The organism is Nocardioides sp. NPDC127503 (assembly GCF_040302165.1).
Classification (GTDB): Bacteria; Actinomycetota; Actinomycetes; order Propionibacteriales; family Nocardioidaceae; genus Nocardioides.
The window spans coordinates 289,003-312,564 of record NZ_JBEORH010000006.1; the positions used below are offsets into that span (position 1 = coordinate 289,003).

21 protein-coding genes are annotated in these 23,562 nt (G+C 70.9%); 1 reads left to right on the forward strand and 20 read right to left on the reverse strand.

All coding sequences use genetic code 11. From position 1 onward, the window contains the following. Positions 1-3: 3 nt before the first annotated feature. From rpsP to ABTW65_RS16165, 9 genes are all read right to left on the reverse strand, one after another. Positions 4-486, reverse strand: coding sequence for a 30S ribosomal protein S16 (gene rpsP / locus ABTW65_RS16125; protein WP_350661748.1), 483 nt, complete (start codon positions 484-486; stop codon positions 4-6). 164 nt (positions 487-650) lie between these two features. Beyond that, complete coding sequence (locus ABTW65_RS16130; RefSeq protein WP_350661750.1) at positions 651-1,724, reverse strand: amidohydrolase family protein; 1,074 nt, start codon at positions 1,722-1,724, stop codon at positions 651-653. A gap of 21 nt (positions 1,725-1,745) precedes the next feature. Continuing rightward, positions 1,746-3,452 (reverse strand): FHA domain-containing protein, encoded by a 1,707-nt coding sequence (locus tag ABTW65_RS16135; protein WP_350661753.1) that lies wholly within the window; start codon positions 3,450-3,452, stop codon positions 1,746-1,748. A gap of 78 nt (positions 3,453-3,530) precedes the next feature. Next, the gene (locus ABTW65_RS16140; protein ID WP_350661755.1) at positions 3,531-5,528 is read right to left on the reverse strand and encodes a glycoside hydrolase family 3 protein; all 1,998 of its coding nucleotides are present in this window, start codon (positions 5,526-5,528) and stop codon (positions 3,531-3,533) included. 130 nt (positions 5,529-5,658) lie between these two features. Further along, a complete protein-coding gene (locus ABTW65_RS16145; protein WP_350661757.1) occupies positions 5,659-6,021 on the reverse strand; it encodes an NYN domain-containing protein in 363 nt (120 codons plus the stop codon). 12 nt (positions 6,022-6,033) lie between these two features. Then, the gene (gene ffh / locus ABTW65_RS16150; RefSeq protein WP_350661759.1) at positions 6,034-7,596 is read right to left on the reverse strand and encodes a signal recognition particle protein; all 1,563 of its coding nucleotides are present in this window, start codon (positions 7,594-7,596) and stop codon (positions 6,034-6,036) included. 109 nt (positions 7,597-7,705) lie between these two features. Then, positions 7,706-9,919 (reverse strand): [protein-PII] uridylyltransferase, encoded by a 2,214-nt coding sequence (locus tag ABTW65_RS16155; RefSeq protein WP_350661761.1) that lies wholly within the window; start codon positions 9,917-9,919, stop codon positions 7,706-7,708. Positions 9,920-9,940: 21 nt separating this feature from the next. Further along, on the reverse strand, positions 9,941-10,279 hold the full coding sequence (locus tag ABTW65_RS16160) for a P-II family nitrogen regulator (protein WP_008363338.1): 339 nt from the start codon (positions 10,277-10,279) through the stop codon (positions 9,941-9,943). A gap of 50 nt (positions 10,280-10,329) precedes the next feature. Continuing rightward, a complete protein-coding gene (locus ABTW65_RS16165; protein ID WP_141803747.1) occupies positions 10,330-10,668 on the reverse strand; it encodes a P-II family nitrogen regulator in 339 nt (112 codons plus the stop codon). A gap of 196 nt (positions 10,669-10,864) precedes the next feature. On the opposite strand from ABTW65_RS16165, the gene ABTW65_RS16170 reads away from it, so the two are divergent. Beyond that, on the forward strand, positions 10,865-11,911 hold the full coding sequence (locus ABTW65_RS16170) for a class I SAM-dependent methyltransferase (protein ID WP_350661765.1): 1,047 nt from the start codon (positions 10,865-10,867) through the stop codon (positions 11,909-11,911). 114 nt (positions 11,912-12,025) lie between these two features. Here the strand turns inward: ABTW65_RS16170 and ABTW65_RS16175 are convergent, their stop codons facing one another. From ABTW65_RS16175 to ABTW65_RS16225, 11 genes are all read right to left on the reverse strand, one after another. Further along, on the reverse strand, positions 12,026-13,594 hold the full coding sequence (locus ABTW65_RS16175) for a glycosyltransferase family 2 protein (RefSeq protein WP_350661767.1): 1,569 nt from the start codon (positions 13,592-13,594) through the stop codon (positions 12,026-12,028). Positions 13,595-13,782: 188 nt separating this feature from the next. Further along, positions 13,783-14,748, reverse strand: coding sequence for a sugar phosphate isomerase/epimerase family protein (locus ABTW65_RS16180; protein WP_350661769.1), 966 nt, complete (start codon positions 14,746-14,748; stop codon positions 13,783-13,785). A gap of 41 nt (positions 14,749-14,789) precedes the next feature. Beyond that, positions 14,790-15,797, reverse strand: a complete 1,008-nt coding sequence (locus ABTW65_RS16185) for a sugar phosphate isomerase/epimerase family protein (RefSeq protein WP_350661771.1) — start codon at positions 15,795-15,797, stop codon at positions 14,790-14,792. 17 nt (positions 15,798-15,814) lie between these two features. Further along, complete coding sequence (locus ABTW65_RS16190) at positions 15,815-17,188, reverse strand: alkaline phosphatase family protein (protein ID WP_350661773.1); 1,374 nt, start codon at positions 17,186-17,188, stop codon at positions 15,815-15,817. Beyond that, positions 17,185-18,369, reverse strand: a complete 1,185-nt coding sequence (gene eboE, locus ABTW65_RS16195; protein ID WP_350661776.1) for a metabolite traffic protein EboE — start codon at positions 18,367-18,369, stop codon at positions 17,185-17,187. The genes ABTW65_RS16190 and eboE overlap by 4 nt, the downstream gene beginning before the upstream one ends. Further along, positions 18,366-19,223 (reverse strand): TatD family hydrolase, encoded by an 858-nt coding sequence (locus ABTW65_RS16200; protein WP_350661778.1) that lies wholly within the window; start codon positions 19,221-19,223, stop codon positions 18,366-18,368. Before ABTW65_RS16200 ends, eboE begins: the two co-directional genes overlap by 4 nt. Next, entirely contained in the window at positions 19,223-19,831 is a 609-nt protein-coding gene (locus ABTW65_RS16205; RefSeq protein WP_350661780.1) for an EboA domain-containing protein, read from the reverse strand. The genes ABTW65_RS16200 and ABTW65_RS16205 overlap by 1 nt, the downstream gene beginning before the upstream one ends. Continuing rightward, positions 19,828-20,706: a sugar phosphate isomerase/epimerase family protein gene (locus tag ABTW65_RS16210; protein ID WP_350661782.1), complete on the reverse strand. Its 879-nt coding sequence runs from the start codon at positions 20,704-20,706 to the stop codon at positions 19,828-19,830. Before ABTW65_RS16210 ends, ABTW65_RS16205 begins: the two co-directional genes overlap by 4 nt. Further along, a complete protein-coding gene (locus tag ABTW65_RS16215; protein WP_350661784.1) occupies positions 20,703-21,551 on the reverse strand; it encodes an SCO3242 family prenyltransferase in 849 nt (282 codons plus the stop codon). Before ABTW65_RS16215 ends, ABTW65_RS16210 begins: the two co-directional genes overlap by 4 nt. Further along, positions 21,548-22,714 (reverse strand): inositol-3-phosphate synthase, encoded by a 1,167-nt coding sequence (locus ABTW65_RS16220; RefSeq protein ID WP_350661786.1) that lies wholly within the window; start codon positions 22,712-22,714, stop codon positions 21,548-21,550. The genes ABTW65_RS16215 and ABTW65_RS16220 overlap by 4 nt, the downstream gene beginning before the upstream one ends. Then, entirely contained in the window at positions 22,711-23,502 is a 792-nt protein-coding gene (locus tag ABTW65_RS16225) for a ThuA domain-containing protein (RefSeq protein WP_350661788.1), read from the reverse strand. Before ABTW65_RS16225 ends, ABTW65_RS16220 begins: the two co-directional genes overlap by 4 nt. Between the last annotated feature and the right edge of the window lie 60 nt (positions 23,503-23,562).

Consider the following 23,562-nt stretch of genomic DNA (forward strand, 5'->3'; position numbering starts at 1 on the left):
TGCTCAGGCCTCGGCCTCAGCGGCCGGGGTCTCCTCGGCCTTGGGCTCCTCGGCCGGAGCCTCCTCGGCCTTGGGCTCCTCAGACTTGGGCTCCTCGGCCTTCTTGGCGGACTTCTTCGTCACGGCCTCGGCGCCGGCGGAGGCGTGAGCCTCGGCGAGGGCCTTGTTGAAGAGCTCAAGCTTGTCGGGCTTCGGCGGGGCGACGCGGAGGGTGCCCTCGGCGCCCGGGAGGCCCTTGAACTTCTGCCAGTCGCCGGTCACCTTGAGGATCGCCTCGAGAGCCGGGGTCGGCTGGGCGCCGACGCCGAGCCAGTACTGGGCGCGCTCGGAGTCGACCTGGATGAAGCTCGGCTCCTCCTTGGGACGGTAGAGACCGATCTCCTCGATGACAGCGCCGTCGCGCTTCTTGCGCGAGTCGACGATGACGATGCGGTACTGCGGAACCCGGATCTTGCCCAGGCGCTTCAAGCGGATCTTGACAGCCACTGTTGGTGGTATTCCTTCGGAATCGAATATGGGTGAAGAGGCCCGTGTCGGTGTGGGGACACCCGTCAGGCAACTTCGGCGGGCACTGTTGCGCTGGGTGAGAGGGTCCCTGCGCACAGGACACACAACTCAGTTTGCCAGAGGTGCCCGGAAGCGGCGAAATCTCAGGCGTAGACCTTCCCCCGGAGTACGACGGCGGCCGGACGGGCGAGGACGGTGAGGTCGTCGAGGGGGTTGGTGTCGTAGACGACGAAGTCGGCGGGGTCGCCCTCGGCGAGGCCGGGGTTGTGGCCGAGCCACTCCCGGGCACGCCAGGAGGCGGCGCCGAGGACGACGTCGGCCGGAAGACCGAGCCGGTGCATGGCGAGGACCTCCGTGGGGAGTACGCCGTGCAGCTGGTCCCCCGCACCGTCGGAGCCCGCGTAGAGGGCGACGCCCGCCTCGTGGGCGCTCATGATCGTCTCGCGACGGCGCGCGTAGAGGTCCTCCATGGTGGCGGCGTACGTCGGGAACTTGGGTGCCGCGGCGGCGGCCAGGTCGGGGAAGATCTCCAGTTGGGCGACGGTGGGGACCAGGGCGGTGCCCTGCTCGGCCATCGCCTCGACGAGGTCCGGGGTCAGGCCCGTGCCGTGCTCGATGCAGTCGATCCCGGCCTCGATCAGGCCGGGCAGGACCTCGTGGCCGAAGCAGTGCGCGGTGACCCGCGCGTCGTTGTCGTGGGCCACCTTGATCGCCTCGGCGAACGACTCCGCGGGGAAGGACGGCTTCAGGTCCCCCTCGGCGCGGTCGATCCAGTCGCCGACGAGCTTGACCCAGCCGTCACCCGAGCGGGCCTGCCGCTCGACGGCCTCGACCAGGCCGTCGGGCTCGACCTCGTCGGCGTAGTTGCGCATGTAGCGCTTCGTACGTCCGATGTGGCGGCCGGCGCGGATCAGCCGAGGCAGGTCCTCGCGGGACTGAACCCAGCGGGTGTCGGCGGCGGAGCCGGCGTCGCGGAGGAGCAGCGCGCCGGCGTCGCGGTCGGCGATCGCCTGGGCCTCGGCGGTCTCCTGGTCGACGGCGCCGTCGGGCCCGAGCCCGATGTGGCAATGCGCGTCGACGAGACCGGGGACGATCCAGCCCGACGCGCCGGTCTCCACCCCCGACGGCCGCTCGTAGGTGATGCGGCCGTCGAGGACGTAGAGGTCCCGCACCTCTCCATCGGGAAGGACCGGGCCGGAGAAGCGCAGAGCAGTCATGTGACGCAGGTTACCTAGTTGCTAGTTGTTCGACGCGGGCACCTTCACGCCGGCGGCCTCGAGGATCGGGAAGTGCTGGGCGAGCGGGATGACCTGGCCGGTGACGACGTTGCTCTCGTCCCACCCGATGGAGGTCGGTACGCCGACGAGCTCGCCGTCGTCGTTGACCGCGGCGCCACCGGAGTTGCCGCTGGAGATCCGGGCGGTGACGTCGAAGACGGCCCGCTCCTCCCCCTCGAACGAGAGGATCGTCGCCACGTTGCCCTCGGCGACGGTCGGCGGCTGGAAGAGCACGCCCTCCTTGTCCGCGAAGCTCTCCTTCGGCAGCATCGGGAAGCCGATCGTGGCGATGAAGTCACCGCGGTCGACCGCGTTGGAGTCGCCGAGCGAGATCGTCGGCAGGTCGAGCGAGGACGGGTTCACCGGGTCGCCCTCGCCGTCGGCGATGATCTGCACGACCGCGCTGTCGACCTCGCCGTCGGACTCGATGACCTTGGCGATGTAGTCGGGCTCGCCGACCTTGTAGCCCTCGGCCGGGTCAGTCAGGTGGATGTTGACGACCTCGGGCGAGACCTCGCCCTTGGCGGCATACTCCGGGATCTTCGCCGGGTCGGCGACGTGGGCGTTGGTGAGGATCTTGCCGTCCTCGGTGACGATCGACCCGGATCCCATCGCGATGGTGTCCTCGGTCGGCGCATAGGTGATCCAGACGGCGGCCCGCTGCGCGCTGTTGAGCTCGTCCTTGGTCAGGCCGGTGTCCTGGGCGGCCGACTCGCCGCCGGGCACGACGAACATCGCGACCACCAGCCCGATGACCACGACCGCGGCCGCGGCGCCGATCCCGCCCCACAGCAGCAGCTTGTTGCGGCGCTTGGCGGCGGCACGGGCGACCTCGACCTCGGCGGCGTAGATCGGAATGACCTTGAGGATCTCGCCCGCGACCGGGTGACCGAGGCGGATCTCGGTCTCTTCGTCGATCTCGTGCCTGACCAGCGGCTTCCCCTTGAGGAACGACCCGGTCTGGGAGCCGTTCTCGAAGGTCCAGCCGCCGGGCGTGGCCACCAGCCGGGCGTGCTGGCGCGAGACGCCCTGGTCCTCGAGTACGACCGAGTTGTCGGCCGCGCGGCCGATGGTCACCGTGACCGGGTGGCGGAAGCGGTGCTCCTTGCCCTCGGCGACCAGCAGCAGGTCGGGGCCGGTCGGCTGGGTCGGCGGCTGCCCGGGAGCTGACGGGCGTGCCATCCCGGGAGCGATCGTCATCTCCGAGATGTCGTCGGGCCCCGCGGGCGCCGGGGGTGCGGGCGGCTGATGGCTGAACGCCGCGGGGGCCGCTGCCGGCACTCCCGAGGGCGGGGCGGCCGTGGCGCCCGGCATCGCCGGCGGAGGCGGCGGCGCCGGCGCCTGGGCACGCGGAGCACCCGCCGCCACCGGTGCGTCGTCGAGGGTGACGGTGATCGTGGAGCCCGGCCCCACCGGGCCGAGCTGGATCTCGGTCGCCCCGGTCAACGGCACCTCGGTGACGCGGCTGCCGGAGACGTACGTCCCTCCGGCGGAGCCGACGTCGACCAGCTTCCACCCGGACGGGTCCGGGCGCAGCTCCGCATGAGCGCGGGAGACCGAGGAGGACGAGAGCACCACGTCGGCATCAATCGAACGCCCTATTCGGACGATCTTGTCGGGCGGGAAGCTGAGCGCTCGTCCCGATACGTCTACGCGAAGCGTCTGCATGCACGAATCATGCACCGAAATGGCCCGATCCAAGCGTCGCGAATCGACGATTCGCCGAACTCGGACCGGGCCAGTTCTCTATCGGCGCGTCTTCAGGCCGTGTCCGTAGGCAAACAACGGGTCATAGTCGGAATCGCCGATGTTGATCGGCTCCTGGTCGATCGTGCGGGGCCAGGTCACCGGGAGCTTCCCGGTGAACGGGCGCTTGCCGAAGAGCACGTCGGCGACGCCCTTGCCCTCGCTGCCCGGCAGCCAGGAGGCCACCAGAGCGTCGATCTGCCCGAGAAGTGCGGGCGGGATGATCATCGGGCGCCCGGAGACGACGAGCACCGTGCAGGTCGCCGCGGCCGCGCAGACCGTCTCGATCGCCGCGGTGTCGGCATCGCTGAAGTGCATCGTCAGCGCCGGCCGCTGCACGCCGCCCTCGCCCGGGTCGTAGCCCCAGCGCGGGCCGCCGATGTCACCGAAGCCCTCGGCGTACGGGTGCTCGCCGACGACCACGACGCCGTGTGCCCCGGCCGGGACCGGCGCGGAGGCGTCGGGCGAGTGGGTCACCTCGCCACGGGCCGCGGACTCGATGCCGTCGAGGATCGTGTCGCCGGGGATCTGATGGGTCGAGTTGCCCTGCCAGGTGATCGTCCAGCCACCGGCTTGGTCACCGATGCTGTCGGCCTTGCTGCCCGCGACGTAGACGTCGTCGCCACCGGAGAGCGGCAGCGTGTGCCTGTTCCGGAGCAGGACCTGCGACTTCGCCACCGCCTCGCGCGCGACGCGACGGTGTGCGGCGCTGCCGATCTCGTCGATGTTGCGCCGGTCGGTGAACGGCTTCTCGAAGAGGCCGAGGTCGAACTTGGCGGTCAGGATCCGGGAGACCGCATCGTCGATGCGGGCCATCGGGACGGCGCCGTCCTCGACCGCAGCGGTCAGCGTGTCGATGAACTGCGGATAGCCGACGGTGTCACCGGAGAAGGGCTCCATGAACATGTCGACGCCGGCGTTGACCGAGATGGCGACCTGCTCGGCGTACGTCCCCGGGATCTGGTGGATCGCCCGCCAGTCGGAGATCACCAGGCCGTCGAAGCCCTGCTTCTCCTTCAGCCAGCCGGTGACGAGCTCCTCGTGGGCGTGCATCTTGAGCGGGTTGCCGAGACCGTCCTCGGTCCAGTCGACGCTGGAGAAGGACGGCATCACCGAGCCGACGTCGTGCTTCTTGATGGCGGTGACGTACGGCGAGAGCGCCAGCTTCGCGAACTCGGCGCGCGAGGCCTGGGTGATGCCCTGGTCGATGGTGTAGTCGCCCTCGCCCGTGCCGAACGTCGTGAAGCCGTCGCCGGCGAAGTGCTTCGCGGTGGCCAGGACGCGGTCGGGATCGTCGAGCTCACCCTTGTCGCCCTGGAACCCCTCGATCATCTGAGCCATCTGGGCGGCGAGCTTCGGACTCTCCCCGAAGGATTCGTACGTCCTCCCCCACCGGTCGTCGCGCGCGACACAGATGCACGGGGCGAAGGTCCACTGCGGCCCGGAGGCGCGGGTCTCCTCCGCGGTGATGTGGCCGATCCGCTCGGCGAGCTTCGGGTCGCGGGTCGCGCCGAGGCCGATGTTGTGCGGGAACACGGTCGCGCCGTTGAGGTTGCCGTGACCGTGGACCGAGTCGACGCCGTAGAGCAGCGGGATGCCCAGCCGGGTCGAGAGCGCCTGCTCCTGGAAGGCGTCGACCGTGTCGGCCCAGGCCTCCGGGGTGTTCTCGGCGGGGGTCGAGCCGCCGCCGGAGAGTACGCTGCCGAGCCCGAGCTCGGCGATCTGGCCGGGGTTCCCGGCGACGTCCGCGCGCTCGGCCTGGGCCATCTGGCCGACCTTCTCGGCCAGCGTCATCCGGGCCAGCAGGTCGGCGACGCGGGTCTTGGTGGCGAGGCGTGGGTTCTTGTAGGGCAGCGTGTGGTCCGAGCGCGTGAGCGCATCGGTGGACACGGTGGGTGATGCTGCGGTGGACGCTGGGGCTACGAGGAGCGTGGCGCAGAGCAGGCCGGCGAGAGCCGAGGCTCCGCCGATCGCGCCGCGCTGTCTGTGTGATCGCACGGGACAGGCCTCCTGAGAGTGATCTGTCGGCACCTCGGCGTTGGGGTGCCGCGGCTCGTGAGAGCGCTCCCAGCGTGACGGCGATCACAATCGCGGTCAATGGCTACGCGTGCGTAACCCCGGGAAATCCTCAGATCTGGTCAAGCAACCAGGAGGGTCCCAGGGCCGTGGCACCGCCGCAACGGGCCTGGAGCAGCCGGTCGGCCGTCACCAGCGTCACCCGGTCACCCTTCTCCAGCGCCTCACGGACGACACCGACGATCGCGGCGTCACCGTCCTTGGGCGCGTGGACCGTGTGCACGTGGGCGTCCTTGCCGGGACGTACGCCGCCCTTGGCCTGTCCCTCCAGGACCAGCACGATCCGGTCCTGCGGGAGATCGGCGACGAGCAGCGCCTCGTGCAGCCGGCGCGCCGCGCCGGCACGGTCCTTCCACCAGCCGTCCGGGCGGGCGCCGACGACGTTGGCGCCGTCGACGACGAGCACCGTGCTCACCTGGAAGGACTCTTACTTGAGGAACTTGGAGAAGTCCGTGGGCAGGTTGAGCTCGGCCGCGGCCTTCTCGTAGTCGATCTCCTCGCCACCCGGCATCCCGAACGGGTTGGCTGCGGCCGGCTTCTTCTCGGCATCCGCCTTCGCCTGCTGGGCGGCCTTGGCGGGGTTGCCGGACTTGCGCGCGCCCTTGCCCTTCTTCTTCTGGGCCACCTGCTTGGCGCCGGCGCGCTTGCCGAAGCTGGCACCGGGCGCGCCGGGCATCCCGGGCATGCCGCCACCGGAGGCGAGCTGCTTCATCATCTTCGACGCCTCGGTGAAGCGCTGGATGAGCTGGTTGACGTCGGAGACCTGCCGGCCCGACCCCTTCGCGATGCGGGCGCGGCGGGAGCCGTCGAGGATCTTCGGGTTGGCGCGCTCGGCCGGGGTCATCGACTGGATGATCGCCTGGATCCGGTCGATCTCGCGCTCGTCGAAGTTGTCGAGCTGCTCGCGGAACTGGCCCATGCCCGGCAACATGCCCATCAGCTTCGACATCGAGCCGAGCTTGCGCAGCTGCTGCATCTGCTTGAGGAAGTCCTCGAGCGTGAACTCGCCGGTCGCGAGCTTGGCCGCGTCCTTCTCGGCCTGCCCCTGGTCGAAGGTCTTCTCGGCCTGCTCGATCAGGGTGAGCATGTCGCCCATGTCGAGGATGCGGCCGGCCATCCGGTCGGGGTGGAACAGGTCGAAGTCGGTCATCTTCTCGCCGTTGGAGGCGAACATGACCGGCTTGCCGGTGATCTGGACGATGGAGAGCGCCGCACCACCGCGGGCGTCACCGTCGAGCTTGGTGAGGACCACGCCGTCGTAGCCGACGCCGTCGAGGAATGCCTGCGCGGTGTTGACCGCGTCCTGACCGATCATCGCGTCGACGACGAAGAGGACCTCGTCGGGGTTGACCGCCGCCTTGATGTCGGCGGCCTGCTTCATCAGCTCCTCGTCGATGCCGAGGCGGCCGGCGGTGTCGACGATGACCACGTCGTGAAGCTTGCGCTTGGCCTCTTCGACGGCGTCACGAGCCACATCGACGGGGTTTCCGACACCGTTTCCGGGCTGGGGCGCGTAGACGGGGACGCCGACGCGCTCACCGTTGACCTGGAGCTGGTTGACCGCGTTGGGGCGCTGCAGGTCGGCGGCCACAAGCAGCGGCGCCTTGCCCTGCTCCTTCAGCCAGAGCGCGAGCTTCGCGGCCAGGGTGGTCTTACCGGCACCCTGCAGACCCGCGAGCATGATGACGGTCGGGCCGGTCTTGGCGTAGCGGAGCCGGCGGGTCTCGCCACCCAGGATCGTGACCAGCTCGTCGTTGACGATCTTGACGATCTGCTGGGCGGGGTTCAGCGCCTGGCTGACCTCCTCGCCGCGCGCCCGCTCCTTGACCCGGCCGACGAACTCGCGCACCACCGGCAGCGCGACGTCGGCCTCGAGCAGCGCGATGCGGATCTCGCGAGCGGTGGCGTCGATGTCGGCATCGGTGAGGCGGCCCTTGCCCCGAATGTTCTTGAACGTCGTGGCGAGCCGGTCGGAGAGCGTGGCGAACAAAGCGGTCCTTCAGCAGAGTGGTTGTCCTGCCAAGACTAACGAACTGTTGTGTGTGGGGTGCTATTCGGCAGGCGCCATCGGGGGTACGACGCTCGCCGAGCTACCTCGGTCAGCTCTCGAGGGCCGCGCGGACCGCATGGGCCGCCTCGGCCGCCCGATGCTCGGCGAGGGCTCCGGCCGAGGCCTCCTGGAGGTAGAAGACGTCGACGGCCTGCGGGCCGAGGGTGGAGATGTGGGCGGAGCGGACCGCGATCTCCATCCGCGCCAGCGCGACCGCGACGGTGTAGACGACCCCCGGTCGGTCGATGGTGCGCACCTCGAGGACCGTGGCCTTGCTGGATGCCTCGGGACGTACGACGACCGAGGGCTCGTTCCTCCGCGCGGCCGCGCTCGGCGCCAACCGGGTCGCCGGGTCGAGGCGGCCCTCGGTGATGGCGGAGAACCGGGTGCGCAGCACCGCGGCGTCGACATAAGAGTCGTCGAGGTCCCACACGCTGACCCCGAAACCCCCCTGCTGCCAGGCACGACACGCCCTGACCGGCAACCGCGCGACCGCGAAGGTGGCGGCCAGGTCGGCGAGCAGGCCGAGCCGGTCGGGCGCGATCACCCACACCCGGGCGCCGTCGGCGAGCGGCTCGGCACGGAAGGAGGTCGAGCCCGAACGTACGCTCTCGGGGATCTCCACCGCGGCCTGCGGCCGCTCCCCCGCCGCGATGCCGGTGTCGAGGACCCGCGCGGCCCGGTGGGCGAGATCGAGGATGAGCCGGGACCGCCAACTGGTCCAGGCCTGGGTGTTGGTCGCCCGCGCGTCGGCCTCGGTGAGCGCGGTGAGCAGGGCGAGCGCCTCGGCGTCGCCCATCGTGTCCACCACGAGGTCGACGGTCGCCGGGTCGTCGGGGTCACGGGTGGTCGCGGTCGTGGAGAGCAGCAGGTGCCAGCGCACCAGCAGCGAGATCAGGTCGACCTCCTCCTCCGGGAAGCCCATCCGGGTGGCGATCCGGCGGGCGATCGGCTCGCCCGCGACGCTGTGCTCGGTCAGCGACCCCTTGCCGATGTCGTGGAGCATCGCCGCCACGAGCAGCACATCGGGTCGGGCCACGCGCGGCAGCAGCGCGACCGCCTCGATGCAGGTCTCGATGGTGTGCCGGTCGACGGTGAAGCGGTGGATGATCGAGGCGTGCGGGAGGAGCCGGATCCGCTCCCACTCGGGCAGGATCCGCGAGACCGCGCCGGTCTCCTCCAGCGTCTCCCAGACCGCGAGCAGCCCGCGCCCGGCACCCAGCAGCCGTACGAAGAGATGCCGCGCCTCCTCCGGCCACGGCTCGGCCAGCGCCGGGGTGTCCCGGGCCAGTCGCGCGGCGGTCGGTGGCGCCAGCGCGACCCCGTGCTCGGCAGCCAGCGCCGAGGCGCGCAGCAGCATCAGCGGATCCCGCGACGGGCGCGCGCCTGGCCCGAGCACGACCTCGCCCGAGGCCAGCGCCAGACCGTTGCCCAGCGGCGCGAGCCGCGGACGGCGCGGTGCTCCGGGTCGCGAGCGTTCCAGGACCCCGTCCACCCGCCGCCACGCCAGGCGGGAGAGGTGGGTGAGGCGGCGGCCGATGGTGCGTACGTGGGCCTGTGCCGTGCGGGCATCGGCCAGCTCGAGCCGCTCGGCGAGCTCGTTCCACATCTCCGGCACGACCCGGTCGGTGGCCCGGCCGCCGATCTCCTGCACGAGATCACGTACGTCGAGCAGGGCGCGTCGCGACTTCTCCAGGTCTACCGCGGGCACGTCGACCAGCCAGGTCGCCACGATCGCCTTGATCACGACCGCGTCCCGCAGCCCGCCGTACATCTCCTTCAGGTCCGGAACCGAGGCGTGCGCGAGCTCACCGGCACGCCGGTGTCGCTCCACGCTCATCGTCCTCAGCTCGGGCAGCAGGGCCCGGGCGTGCTTGCGCCAGTGCGCCAGCATCGTCGTACGCAGCCGCAGCACCAGTCCGCGGTCGCCGGCCAGGTGCCGGATGTCGAGCAGCCCCAGAGCGACCCGGAGGTCACCGGTCGAGGAGGAGAGCATCTCGGAGAACGACCGCACCGAGTGGTCGAGCTTGGGCGCGGTGTCCCAGAGCGGATACCAGACCTGCTCGGCCACCGACCCCGGCGAGACGGCGTCGTCGTGCACCAGGACCACGTCCCAGTCGGAGAAGGGCGCGAGCTCACCGCGCCCGTATCCCCCGACCGCGACGAGGGCGACCCCGACCTCGGGGCCGCCCGCCGCGGCGTACGCCTTGGCACACTGCTCGTCTGCCTCGGCTGTGCGCTCCGCCCGGCCCTCAGCGGTCACGCGTCAGCCTCATTCATGGATTCAGATCGCGGCGTCGTCGCGGTCGCCCGTACGGACCCGCACGATGGTCTCCAACGGAGAGACCCAGACCTTGCCGTCGCCGATGCGCTCGGTCTTCGCCGAGGTCTCGATGGCGCTGACCACGGACTCGACCTCCTCGTCGGGCACGGCGATCTCGATGCGGATCTTCGGCACCAGGGCGACGTCGTACTCAGCGCCACGGTAGACCTCGGTGTGACCCTTCTGCCGGCCGTAGCCGGAGACCTCGGAGACGGTCATGCCGGTGACACCGACAGCTTCGAGGGCGACGCGTACGTCTTCCCACTTGTGGGGTTTGATCACTGCGGTGACGAGCTTCATTTCTCTCCTCCGGTGGGATTCGATGGACCGGCACTCGAACTGAAGCCTAGTCAGAGCGCTTCGGCGTCGCGCGCACCGGTCCGTACTCGGACAACGGACTCGATCGGGCTGAGCCAGACCTTGCCGTCGCCGATCCGTCCGGTCTGTGCGGTCTTCACGACGATGCCGACGACGTCCGCGGCATCCTCGTCCTCCACGACGATCTCGATGCGGATCTTCGGTACCAGGGCGATGTCGTACTCGGCACCGCGGTAGACCTCGGTGTGACCCTTCTGCCGGCCGTAGCCGGAGACCTCGGAGACGGTCATGCCGGTCACGCCGAAGGCCTCGAGGGCCTCGCGCACGTCCTCCCACTTATGGGGCTTGATCACTGCGGTCACGAGCTTCACGAGAGGGCGCCTCCAGAGGTCCTTGATCCTGTCATCTTCGCCGCCACCTTCACCCGGGGACGTTTCGACACCCCGAAGCGTCTGTTTCCACTGTGTAACAGACCATTTCCCCGTACGTCGCCGAAGCATCGAAACAGCCCGTAAATCACCCGTGCCGAAGCCGCGCGGCGCCACCAAAGGTCGCTACCCTCGTCGCATGTCGCACTACGCCGTCGAGATCGACCTCGATCACCGCAACACCAGCCATGTGCAGGTCCTCGACCTGGCTGAGTCCGCCGCATCGGCGGGCGGCGGGAAGCGTGTCCTCGATGTCGGCTGCTGGACCGGTGAGATCGGCCGGATCCTCACCGAGCGCGGCTGCACCGTCACCGGCATCGAGATCGACCCCGAGGCGGCGAGCCTGGCCGAGAAGGTCCTGGAGCGGGTGGTCGTCGCCGACCTCGACGCGACCTCGCTGACCGAGATCGTCGAGCCTGGCTCCTTCGACGTGGTGATCTTCGCCGACGTACTCGAGCACCTCGTCGACCCGCGGGCGGCGCTCGAGCAGGCCCGTGAACTGCTCGCCCCCGGCGGGCGGGTGGTCATCTCCATCCCCAACGTCACCCACGGCTCGGTCCGCCTCGCCCTGCTCCAGGGCCGCTGGCAGACCACCGACACCGGTCTCCTGGACCGCACCCACATCAAGTTCTACTCCCGCGAGGGACTGCTGGACCTCTTCACCGAGGCGGGCTACGCGATCGAGGACCTGCGCGGCACCACGGCCGACCCGCTCAACGTCGAGGTCTCGGTCGACCCCGGCCTGCTTCCCGAGGTGGCCGTGGAGTGGGTACGCCAGCAGCCCGACGCGCTGGTCTACCAGTTCCAGCTGGCCGCCCGGCCCCTCGCCGAGGGCGAGTCCGCACCGGCCGCGCCCGAGCTCGTCCAGGCCGCCCCTGCGGACGAGGTCCGGCTCCGCGACGTACACACCCAGAAGTTCGAGGAGGTCACCCGCTCCCGGCTGGCCACCCGCGACCACATCCTCGGCATCCAGGCCTCCGCCAACTCCGCCCAGGCCCGGGTCGGAACCCTGTCCAAGCAGCTGCGCGAGGCCCGCGAGGTCAACCGGCGCCGCCGCGAGCGCATCGAGCGGCTGCGCGGCAAGGTCGGTGCCCTCGAGGCCGACCTGACGTACGCCACCCGCCACCCGGTGCGGAACTTCGGCCGACGAGTCGTACGCCGCCTCCGCCGCGCAGCCCAGGGCTGAGCCCCCGCCGAGTCGGCTCATCCTGACCAAGATCTCCGCCGAGTCGGCTCGTTAGAACGCGCCGACTCGGCGGGATTTTCGGTCAGTTTGCGCCGACTCGGCGATCAGAGCCGGTCAGCGGACTCCGTTGGAGTAGGCCTCGCGTACGTCCTTGTAGTTGCCCCAGCGGTTGTTGATGAAGTCCTTCTCCCAGTCGTGGACCGCGTTGTCGCGGCTGACGGACTCGAAGTGGAAGAGGGTGACGTCGTGGAGCCAGACCAGGCGCAGGCCCAGTGAGCGACGCACCTTGAGGCACAGGTCGACGTCGTTGTAGTTGACCGGCAGCCGCTCGCTGAAGCCGCCCGCGTCGAAGAAGACCTCGCGCCGCATCGCGACGCAGGCGCCGGTCAGCGCGGAGGTCTCCCGGTTGATGTGGAGCTCGCCGTGGTTGCCCCGCTCCTCGGGGCGCGCCCGGTAGTAGGCGTGGGTGATGGTGCCGCTGCCGTAGACCAGGCCGGCGTGCTGGATGCGGTAGTCCTCGAAGAGGAGCTTCGGGCCGGTCATGCCGACGTCCGGCTCGCGCAGCGGCGCGATCAGGTTCTCGATGACACCCTCGGAGTAGGCCTCCATGTCGTCGTTGAGGAAGACCAGGACGTCACCGGTCGCATGGGCGGCGCCGACATTGCACTTGGCGCTGAAGCTGAACTTCTCGGTGAACTCGACGAGCTTGATGTCGGCGCCCTCGATCGCCCGCAGCGCCTCCAGCACCGGGGCCGGGGTCGGGGTGTCGTAGACGATCACGAACTCGACGTTGCGGTGCTTGGTGGAGGCGACGACGGAGCGTACGGTCTCGACGACCATCGCGCGCTTCTCACCCCACACGATCGCGCTGGTGCCGATGGTCGGGATGATCACGCTGACCGGGGTGTCCAGGTCGGGCTCGCGCTCGACGCGGTAGAGACCGGGCGAGACGCCGTGCGAGGCCGTGGCCCGGATCCCGAGCCGGTCGAGGTGAGCTTGGACGGCGCGTACGCCGGCGTCCCAGGCGTACGGCTTGGCCTGGTTGTCCGCGGCGGCGGAGCCCGGCACCTGGCGCCAGTGATAGAGCGCGCCGGGGACGTGGACGATGCGCCGCGCGCGCTCGCTGACCCGGAGGACGAGGTCGTGGTCCTGGGAGCCGTCGAAGCCCTCCTGGAAGCCGCCGACCTCCTCCACGACGGAGCGGCGGAGCACCGAGAAGTGGGTGCAGTAGTTGTGGTGGCGCAGCCGCTCCGGGGACCAGTCGGGCTTGTAGTAGGCGTCGCGAAGCTCGCCCGCGTCGCTCATCAGATCCTGGTCGCTGTAGGCGTAGTCGAGGTCCTCGAACCGGTCGTAGGCGCGGACCATCTTCTCCAGCGCGTTCGGCTCGAGTACGTCGTCGTGGTCGAGCAGCGCGATCAGCTCGCCGGTCGCCTCGGCCAGGGACGAGTTCGAGGCGGCCACGATGCCGCCGTTCTCCGCGCGCTCCACGATGCGTACTCGCGGCTCCTTCGCGGCCAGCTCGCGCAGCCTCGGCAGCACCCAGGGCGCTGGCGAGCGGTCGTCGCTGAGGACCCACTCCCAGTCCTCGTGGGTCTGGCCGAGAACCGACGCGATCGTGTCCTCGAAGGCATCGGCGGGCGGGTTGTAGACAGCGGTGATCAGCGATACCCGGGGCGATGGCATGGTCTTCAGCCTATGACCCTCCGCGAAGGTTCGCGGAACCCGACACGGGGCGCGCGACCGTTTGGGGATGGTCGTCATCTCAACTTCTCGGAGGGTTCACCGAGCGTCTGGAAGGAGACGGCAGCCGCCCCGGAGGGAGGGACGGGGGCGGCTGCCGCGTCAGGTGTGGCGTACTTCAGAGATGTACGTCAGTAGCGCAGGGCACGCAGGTAGGAGTAGCCGACATCCGCGGTGTGGAGCGGGCTGATCTCCGGGGTGTCGTTCTCGACGATGTACTCCTCGACCTCGTGGGCCGCGAAGACCTTGGCGAAGTCGATGAAGCCGGTGCCGAGGTCGACGTGGTCGCCGGTGGTGGGGTTGCGGTCCTTGACGTGGTACTGCCGCACCCGCTGCGGGCCCGACTTGATGGTGTCGATCGCGAAGTCGATCGCGTCGTCGTTGGACAGGCCCTGGTTGACCCCGCCCGTGACGGCCCAGTAGATGTCGATCTCGAGGTGCACCAGACCCGGGTCCAGCTCGGTGGTGAGGATGTCCCACGGGGTCACACCGCCGCCGAGATCGGTCGTGAACTCGTGGGCGTGGTTGTGATAGCCGTAGGCGATCCCGTAGCGCTTCGCGGCCGCTGCCTCGACGTTCATCTGCTCCGCCCAGGTCTGCCAGTCCGAGAGCGAGTTGGAGGCCAGGTAGGGCACCACCATGTAGCGCTGGCCGAGAGTGGCGGCGTTCTGCAGCTTGGTCTGCAGCTCGGCGGGGGTGGCGCTGATGCCGTCGTGGGACGAGGAGGCGCGGATGCCGAGGCCGTCGTAGAACGCCCGCAGCTCGGCCGCGGTCTTGTCGAAGTAGCCCAGCGCCTGCTCCACCCGCGGGTAGCCCATCTCCGCGATCGAGGTCAGCGTCGCGTCGAAGCCCGGGTCGCCCCACAGGGCGTCGCGGACCGTCCACAGCTGGATGCTGATCCGGCCCGGAGGCACCCGGCACGCACCCCGCTTGGCCGCCACGGCAGCGCCGGCCGGGGAGAGCAGACCCGGCACGGCCGCCAGTGCGGCGCCGCCGGCGACGGCGCCCAGGGCGCCCTTGAACATGGAGCGACGGCTCAGGCCGCGCTCCTCCAGCGAGCGGCGCAGCGCGCCCTCACCATCGAATCCGTAACACATGGGGGTTTCCTCTCGGGGTTGTCGAACTCTCGGGGGTCGAGTCAGTCGGTGGTGCTGAAGGCGGAATCGAAGGAGGCATCGGGGGCGTCGAAGGCGAGCCGGCGGACGAACTCGAGCGCCTCGGGGGCACCGATGAGGCGGTCCATGCCGGCGTCCTCCCACTCGACCGAGATGGGGCCGTCGTAGCCGATGGAGTTGAGCATCCGGAAGCACTGCTCCCACGGGACGTCGCCGTGGCCGGTGGAGACGAAGTCCCAGCCGCGGCGCGGGTCGGCCCAGGAGAGGTGGGATCCGAGCCGGGCGTTGCGACCGTTGCCGGTCTGCATCTTCGTGTCCTTGCAGTCCACGTGGTAGATCCGGTCGCGGAAGTCCCACAGGAACCCGACCGGGTCGACCTGCTGCCACACCATGTGGCTGGGGTCCCAGTTGAGCCCGAAGGCCTCCCGGTGGCCGATCGCCTCCAGCGTCGCGACGGTCGACCAGTAGTCGTAGGCGATCTCGGAGGGGTGGACCTCGTGAGCGAACCGCACCCCGCACTCGTCGAAGACGTCGAGGATCGGGTTCCAGCGGTCGGCGAAGTCCTGGTAGCCGGCCTCGATCGCCTCCTGGGAGACGGGCGGGAACATCGCGACGTACTTCCAGATGGAGGAGCCGGTGAAGCCGACGACCGTCTTGACCCCGAGGTTCTTCGCCGCCCGGGCGGTCATCTTCATCTCCTCGGCTGCCCGCTGACGTACGCCCTCGGGGTCGCCGTCGCCCCAGATCTTCGCGGGCAGGATGTCTTTGTGGCGCTGGTCGATGGGATCGTCGCAGACCGCCTGGCCCTTGAGGTGGTTGGAGATCGTGAAGACCTTGAGGTTGTGCTTGGCCAGCAGGTCCAGCTTCGCCTGGACGTACGTCTCGTCCTCGGCGGCCTGCCAGACGTCGAGGTGGTCGCCCCAGCAGGCGATCTCGAGGCCGTCGTAGCCCCACTCGGAGGCGAGGCGGCAGACCTCCTCGAACGGCAGGTCGGCCCACTGTCCGGTGAAGAGCGTGATCGGTCGGGTCATGATGTTGTTGTCCTTCCTCAGGGGAGCAGAGATGCAAGCAGGTCGCGGACCTCGGTGGCCTCGAACCGGTCGCGTTTGACGGAGGCGTCGGAGCAGACGAGCACCGGGCCGTGCTCGGGGTCGTCCGGCAGCCGGCCATGGCTACCGGAGACCGGGGCGGGGTCGAGCGGCACCACGCTCATGGCGTAGCGCAGCCCGGCCGTCTTACGGGCCAGCGTGGTGGCGGCACGCAGCTTGACCCAGCGGTCCTCGGGGTCGAGGAACAGCTCGGCGGGGTCGTAGCCGGGCTTCTTGTGGATCTCGACGCCGCGGGCGAAGTCGGGCGCGTTCGCGTCGTCGAGCCAGTAGTAGTAGGTGAACCAGGCATCCGGCTCGGCGACTACGACGAGCTCGCCGGCGCGCTCGTGGTCGAGTCCGTACGCCGCCTGGCCGGCGCGGTCGAGGACCTCGGCCACGCCGTCGAGCCCCTGCAGCAGGTCGCGCACCCGGTCCAGGTCGGCGGGATCCTTGATGTAGACGTGGGCGATCTGGTGGTCGGCGACCGCGAAGGCACGCGACGTCCACGGGTCGAGCAGCTCGCCGGTGGCGTTGTGATGGACGTGCAGGAGGCCTTCGCGGCGCAGCAGCCGGTTGACGTCGACCGGGCGGGTGGTGCGGGTGATGCCGTACTCGCTCAGCAGCACGACGCGTACGCCCGCGGCCTCGGCGTCGTCGAGCAGCGGCGCCAGGGTGGCGTCGACGTCGCGGGCGGCCTGGACGGCCTGCGGGCTGTCCGGGCCGAACCGCTGCAGGTCGTAGTCGAGATGCGGGACGTAGACGAGGGTGAGGTCGTGGTCGGGCATGACCTTGCGGGCGGCCGCGACGATCCAGGCCGAGCTCTTGATCGAGGCCGTGGGACCCCAGTAGGTGAACAGCGGGAACGGGCCCAGCTCCGCGGTGAGGGTGTCGTGGAGCTCGGGCGGCCAGGTCCAGCAGTCCGGCGACTTCTTGCCGTCGGCGTGGTAGGCCGGGCGCGGGGTGACGGTGGTGTCGACGTCGGCACCCATGGCGTACCACCAGCAGATGTTGGCGACCTTCGCGCCGGGGCGCCGGCGGCGTACGACGTCCCACAGCTTCTCGCCCTGCACCAGCGCGTTGTGCTGGCGCCACAGGAGCACCTCGCCGAGGTCGCGGAAGAACCAGCCGTTGCCGACGATGCCGTGGTCGCGCGGCAGCGCGCCGGTCAGGAAGGTCGACTGGACCGAGCAGGTGACCGCGGGCAGCACCGTGCCAAGCTCCGCGGTGAATCCCGACTCCCCCACCTGCCGCACCCGGGGCATGTGCTGGAGCAGCTCGGGGGTCATCCCGACCACATCGATGACCAGCAGCTTCTCACCCAGGTCCTCGCTCATGCCGATGCCTCCTGCAGCTGTTCGAGGCCGGACTCGAGGAGCCGGTCACGTGTCCAGGCCAGCTCGGCCGCGATGCCCGCGACCAGGCCGGCGTCGCCGTCGGGGCGGACCTGTTCGGGCAGGACTCCCCAGGTGTACGTCTCGACCTCGAGATGGTCGGTATGCGCCACCGGGCCGCCGAGGAGGGCGTCGAGCGTTCCCGCGAGGTGGTCGCGGGTGCTGCGCAGCGGCGGGGCCGGGTCGGCGTGGAGCGGTACGTGGAAGTGCACCCGCCACGGATGCTCGGCCGGCAGCGGACGATGGCCGGCGAGCGCCTCGGGCAGGTCGTCGCGGCTGTCCACCCGCGCTCCGCGCGGCTCGCGGGTCTGGTGCAGGAAGCGGTCCTCGGCGTAGGAGGCCAGGGCCTCCCGCGTCGCAGGGTCGCTCGGGTCGTCGGCGTGCAGGGCCGCGGAGACCTGGACCTTGACGACCGGCAGTCCGGCCACCCGCAGCCGGTCGAGCGCCTCGGTGGCGTCCTCGAACTGGGTGGCGAGGTGGCAGGTGTCGACGCAGATCCCGAGGTGGTCGGGGGCCAGCCCGGCGAGCCGGGTGACCGCGTCCCGGGTCGTCTCCACGACACAGCCGGGCTCCGGCTCGAACCCGACCCGGATCAGTCTGCCGTGCTCGGCCTCGATGCCGGCCAGGCCGTCGGCGAGCTCGCCGATCAGCTCGCGCGCCGCCCGGTCGCGGTCGGTGAACCACGGGGTGCGCCAGCCGAGCGGGAGGGTCGAGATGCTGCCGCGTACGGCATCGTCGGGCAGCAGCGCCGCCAGCACCCGGGCGCAGTCGAAGGTGTAGTCGAGGCGGCGCCGGGTCGACCAGTCCGGGGAGTAGACGTCGCGCTTCACGACCGGGGCATGGAACCCGGCGTACGGGAAGGCGTTGAGGGTGACGACCTCCAGGCCGTGGCGGTCCAGGCCGGCGCGCAACCGGTCGAGCGTGGCGGGGTCGCCGGCCAGCTCGTGCGCCGTCGCGGCGGGCAGCCACAGACCTAGGCCGAGCCGTTGCACGCCGAGCCGGGCCCGCACTTCGCCGGCGTAGCGGCGGAGCTGGTCGAGGATGCCGTCGACGTCCTCGGCGGGGTGCACGTTGCTGCAGTATCCGAGGTGGACGACCGTGCCGTCGCGGTGCCGGAACCTCATGCCCGCTCACCTCGCAGCAGCGAGTTGCCGGCGAAGGTCGCGCCCTGGTCGGCCGCAGGTACGTCGAGCAGCAGCCGTCCGCTCTGGCCGAAGAACTCCACCGGGTTGCGCCACAACACCCGGTCGACGTCGTCCTCGGTGAAGCCGGCCGCGAGCATCGCCTCGCCGGTCGCCCGGGTGCGCAGCGGGTCGCTCTTCCCCCAGTCGGCGGCGGAGTTGACCAGCACCCGGTCGAGACCACGGCGCTGCAGGATCGCGACCATCCGGGCGGGATCCATCTTGGTGTCGGGATAGATCGAGAAGCCCATCCAGGCGCCCGCCTCGTCGACGACGTCGACGGTCACCTCGTTGAGGTGGTCGACGACGACCATCCCGGGCTCCATCCCAGCCGCCTCGACGAGGTCGAGGGTGCGGCGGGTCCCGGCCAGCTTGTCGCGGTGGGGCGTGTGCACCATCGCGGGCAGCGCGAACTCGCGGGCCAGCTCCAACTGACGGCTGAACGCCTTCTCCTCGTCCTCGGTCATCGAGTCGAAGCCGATCTCGCCGACCGCGACGACCCCGTCCTTGGCGAGGTAGCGCGGCAGCAGGTCGAGCACGGGCGTGCAGCGCGGGTCGTTGGCCTCCTTCGGGTTGAGCGCGATCGTGCAGTGGTGAGCGATGCCGAACTGCGAGGCCCGGAACCGCTCCCAGCCGACCAGCGCGTCGAAGTAGTCGACGAACGAGTCGACGCTGGTCCGCGGCTGGCCGAGCCAGAACGCCGGCTCCACCAGGGCGCGGACGCCGGCGGCGTACATCGCCTCGTAGTCATCCGTCGTACGCGAGCTCATGTGGATGTGCGGGTCGAAGATGCGCATCAGGACTCCCGAGTGGTCTGGGTGGGGGCGGGAAGGAAGGGCAGGGCGTCGGCGGGGACCTCGCGGCCCGCCGCGCGCCGCTCGGCGGCGTAGTCGGCGACCATCCGGCGCAGCTCGTCGTCGGCTGGATCGTCGGCTGGGTCGAGACCGGCGACCAGCCGAAGAGGTACGCCGACGAAGAGGCACTTGAGGACGGCCTGGCGCCATGCGGCGGGATCGAGACGAGCGGCGTACGTCCCCAGCGCGGCCGCCACCAGGCGCGGGTCGTTGGTGCGCAGCGCGTCGTGGAGCAGGTCGACGGCGCGGTCCCCGATCAGGTCCTCGAGGTGGCCGAGGCCGAGCAGGACCGCCCGCCGCTCGTCGGCGTCACCGAAGCGGTAGAGGTCGTGCACCTCGGTGCTCAACGTGTCGGCGTCACCCGCGAGGCCACGGCCGAGTGCCGCCAGCAGACTCACGCGTACGTCGTCCTCGACCCGCTCAGCGCCCGGCTCCGGCGAAGTGCCCGGCGTGCGGCCGATCTCCCTGGCCGCGGCCGGGAAGCGGGTCCTGATCCGGGTGGGGGCGGCTTCGATCTCGGCGCACCATTCGGCGAGGAGCTTCTCGTTCATGCGCCCACCTCCTCAGATGTGGGAAGGCCCTCGAGGGTCTCGCGCAGGAACGCGAGCGAGCGCTCGGCGACGACCGGGGCAGCGTGGGACTGGCGGGGCAGCTCGAGCGCGGCGAGCCCGGTGTAGCCGATCTCGACGAGGGCGCCGAGCGCGGCGGCGAAGTCGACCTCGCCGGTGCCCAGCTCCAGGTGCTCGTGGACGCCCTCGACCATGTCGTCGACCTGCACGTTGGCCAGCAGCGGACCGGCCCGGCGGATGGTCTCGGCCATCCCCCGCGGCTCGTTGCACACCACATGACCCAGGTCGAGGGTGACCCGCAGCAGCTCCGGGTCGTCGAGGCGCCGGCGCAGCTCGAGCACGGAGTCGAGGGTGTCGACGAAGTGCCCGGGCTCGGGCTCGACGGCGCACACGACGCCGCGGCGGGTGGCGAGGTCGAGGACGCGCCACACGCCGTCGCACAGGCGTCCCCAGGCCCGGTCCTCGTCCACGCCGTCCGGCAGGGTGCCCGACCAGAACGAGACCGCCTCGGCGCCGAGGTCGGCGGCCACCTCGACCGCCCGGTGCAGATAGTCGACGCGACGGCTCGCGTCCGGGCCCGGGTGTAGCAGGGTCGGGTAGTGCTTGCGGAGCGGATCGAGGATGTAGCGAGCTCCTGTCTCGATCACGACCGACAGACCGAGCTCGTCGAGCCGTCGGCCGACCTGGGCGACCCGGCCTGCCAGGTTCGGCCGGAAGGGGTCCAGGTGGAGGTGGTCGAGGGTCAGCGCGACCCCGTCATAGCCCAGCGCGGCCAGGAGGCTCAGCGCGTCCTCGAGCCGGTGGCTGTGCATGCCGTTGGTGCCGTAGCCGAACCGCAACGTGCTCGTCGTGCTCATGTCGGTGACACCACCTTCGAGGCGGCCTTGACGATCGGGCCGGCCGCCAGCAGCGCGACCGCGGCCAGCGGCGAGCGGCGGGCGACGAGGGCGGCCTGGAGCGGGATCATCCCGCGGATCCCGGCGCCGGTGGCACGCCGGACCGTACCGGCATCCGGCGAGGAGACCGCGGCGAGCTGGGCGGAACCGACACTGCGTGCGTACGTCGCAGCGAGGGCGACGGGAAGCGCCGCCCGCCCGTGGCTTGCCGCAGCGGCCGCGGTCAGGACCGTGACGCCGCCGGCGAGGCTCGCGGTGACGGGCCGGGTGCCGTGGACCTCGCCCCGGCTGAGCAGGGTGACCCCGGCGGTGTGGGCGGCGAGCAGGCCGGCCGGCACCAGCCCGGCCCGCGTACGTCCGCTCGCACTCGCCCCGAGGAGCACGTCGAGTCCTCGGGCCGCGGCCATCGCGACCGGTCCGGCCGAGGTGTCCTTGAGGACGGTGTCGTAGGCCCACACCGTCCCGGCCAGGGCGGCCGCCGTGACCGCGGCCGGACGTCCGCCGGCGAGCCCGGCCAGCCCGACACCCGCTGCGGTCAGCCCGACGGCCACCCCCAGCGCCTGCCGCGGGCTGACCCGGCCCGACGGGATCGGCCGCTCGGGGCGCTCGACGGCGTCGAGGTCCCGGTCGGCCCAGTCGTTGAGCGCCATCCCGGCCCAGTAGAGCGCCACCGAGGCGGCCGGCATCGCGACCGCGCGCGCCCGCAGCGGACCGGCCGCGGCCGCACCGGCCAGGGTGTCCCCTGGCACGGTGAGGGCCGCCGGCAGCCGGACCAGCTCGGCGAAGGCTCGGGCGCGAGATGTCATGCGCCCACCCGAGCGCACCACGCGACCAGCTCTTCCCACTGCGTGCCGAGCCGGTGCTCGGTGGAGCCAGCCGGGTCCTTGAAGAAGAACCCGAACGGAAGCGGTCCGCTCTCACCCACCTCCTGCGCGCGCAGGACGAGCCGGGCCAGGTCGAGCACCAGGGGCGCGGCCAGCGCCGAGTCGCAGCCGCTCCAGGTGAACTGCAGCGACATCCGCGCCCCGAGGAAGCCCTCGAAGGAGACGTGGTCGATGGCGGTCTTCCAGTCACCGTGGTCGGGGACGTAGTCGATGTGCATCGGCCCCTCGACCGGGTGACCGAGCATCGCCTCCAGCCCCTGGGCCTTGGTGACGAGCTTGCTCTGCGCGTTGGCCGGGTCGGCCAGCGTGGCGCCGTCACCGCCACCGAGCATGTTGTAGGAGGCCCAGGCGTTGACCTGCAGTGCCCGCGTCGAGAACATCGGCGCCAGCGCCGACTTCAGCAGCGTCTCCCCGGTCTTCCCGTCCGAGCCCGCCCACGGGAGCCCGGCCCGCTCGGCGAGCGTGACGAGCACCGGCAGCCGCGGCCCGGGGCTCGGTGTGAACGAGACGACCGGGCAGCCGGCCCGGTAGGCGGCCAAGACGTAGACGGAGCTGGCCGGCAGCGGGGACTCCCCCGCGGCCAGCGCCGCGTCGAGGGCGTCGGGATCGGCGAGCGGTCCGCCGTCCACGACCTCGGCCGGCGGCTCGGTGCTCGCCACGTCCACCACGACCACCCGCTCCAGCCCGTGCTCCTCGCGGAAGGCCACCAGATCAGCGGTCAGGCGCTCGACCGCAGCGCCTTGTGGCTCTGCGCCCGCCGGGTCATAGCCCGTACGCAGCCGACCCTCGACCTCCTCCAGCTCACCGGCGATCGCCGGCAGGATCCCGGCGGGAACGACCCCGCCCGCGGCCAGCCGCTCGGCCCGCTTCAGCAACGGGTCCGCCCGCAGGTCGTGCCCACCGATCACCAGGTCGTCCAAGGAGGGCAGCCCGGCGGCGGCGATCTCCGGCTGCTCGGCGACCAGCCCGACCCGGCCGGAGAGCCCGGCCCGTACGGCCAGCGCGCCGACCGTCGTCGTGACGCCCACCGAGCCGCAGGCGCCGACCAGCCAGAGCCCGACCCGCTCGTTCACCTGTCCGCTCATCTGTCCGCCTCGCAGCGGAACCGCTCGACCCCGGCGACCATCTCGATGCCGCCGAGAACGTGGGAGAGGAACTCCGGTTCGGTGAACGACTCCGAGGTGTGGCCCATGCCGGTGTAGAAGGCGCGGCCGCCGTCGTAGCGGTGGCACCAGGCGATCGGGTGCGGGTCGCCCATGGCGAACCGGCCCGGGTTGTAGCTGGTCTCATCGAGGTCGGCGAGGACCCGGATCGAGTCGGCCGGACGGTCGCGGAAGCTGTACCACTCGTCCCAGCGCGTCCACCGCTTCGGCAGCTCGGCCGTCGCCGCGGTGTTGTGCGCGTGCACCTTCACCGTCGCGGTCTGCTGGGCGGGGTGACCGGCGAAGTAGGCACCGACGAGGCCGCCGTACCAGGGCCAGTCGTACTCGGTGTCGGAGGCGGCGTGCACGCCCACATAGCCGCCACCGTCCTGGATGTAGCGCTCGAACGCGGCCTGCTGACCCGCGTCGAGCACGTCACCGGTGGTGGAGAGCCACAGCACCGCCTCGTACGCCGCCAGGTCGGTGTCGTTGAACACCGCCGCGTCCTCGGTGGCGGTCACCGTGAAGCCGTTCTCGGCCCCCAGCTTCTCGATCGCCGCGATGCCGTCAGGGATGGAGCCGTGCCGGAATCCGGCGGTCTTGGAGAACACCAGGACGTCGTACGTCCCGCCTGCCTCGCTCATGTCGGAGCGGTCGGCACTCGCTGCCGGCGCCGGTGACAGGCCCGGGGCGAAGGCGGCCACTGCCACCAGCCCGACTCCCGCAATCAATGTCCGGAACCTTCTCGATCCGTGCTTCATGTGCGTATCCCTTCTGTGCTCAACGGTCTG